Raw genomic sequence first — 894 nt, 5'->3', positions numbered from 1 at the left:
CGGGGCCGGCGCTGGCTCGGCCTTCGCGGCGTCCAGCTCGCCGGGCTCGACCAGCCGGCCGACGGAGGCGCCCCGGGGCAGCGAGAAGCCCCAGTCGAGGAGTTGGGCACCCTGCTGCCAGCCGCGTACCGGCCGGGCCTCGGCCCCGAGCAGGGTGACCACCAGCCGGCGACCGCCGCGCTGGGCGGCGCCGACGTAGCTGTGCCGGGCCAGCTCGGTGAAGCCGGTCTTGCCGCCGAGCGCCCCCGGATAGCGGTAGATCAGCTGGTTCTCGTTCTGGATCTGGAAGCCGCCCTTCTTCAGCGCCGGCTGGGCCGGGATCTGCGCCCGCTCGGTCAGCGCGTACCGGCGGAACCGCTCGTCGGCGAAGCAGGCGCGGGCGATCAGCGCCAGGTCGTACGCGCTGGTGAACTGGCCCGGGCCGTCCAGGCCGGACGGGGTGACGGCGCGGGTCTGTCGCGCACCGAGCCGGCGGGCCTCGGCGTTCATCGCGGCGACCCCGGCCCGGGCACTGCCGGCGCCGAGCCGGGCCAGCATGTTCGCCGCGTCGTTGCCGGACTGCAGCAGCAGGCCCAACCAGAGCGTCTCCACCGCGTACCGCCCGCCGACGAGCAGGCCGACGGCCGAGCTGCCCGGCTCGATGTCCAGGTCGGCGCGGGTGGCGACGGCCACCTGTCTCGGGTCGAGCCGGCTCAGCATGGTCGCGGCCAGCAGCAGCTTCTGGGTGCTGGCGGGCGTGCCGTACACGTGCGGCCCGCACGCGCCGAGCACGGCGCCGCTGTCCAGGTCGGCGACCAGCCAGGTGGTGGCGGTGACCGCCGGTGGCGCGGCGCCGCCGGGCGGAACGACAAGCCCCGGCGCGGCCAGCGCGTCGCCGCCGACCACCTGCTCGTC

The 894-nt window shown here is 76.5% G+C and carries 1 protein-coding gene; it reads right to left on the bottom strand.

Translation table 11 applies throughout. The features are described 5' to 3' along the window. Positions 1-894 (bottom strand): D-alanyl-D-alanine carboxypeptidase family protein (locus tag HUW36_RS33580; protein WP_246248457.1); only part of this gene is annotated, 894 nt, incomplete at both ends.

The sequence above is a fragment of the Micromonospora maritima genome (assembly GCF_902825405.1).
GTDB lineage: Bacteria > Actinomycetota > Actinomycetes > Mycobacteriales > Micromonosporaceae > Micromonospora > Micromonospora maritima.
Note: the sequence above shows the minus strand (reverse complement) of the source record. Positions and strands in the feature narration are given on the sequence as shown.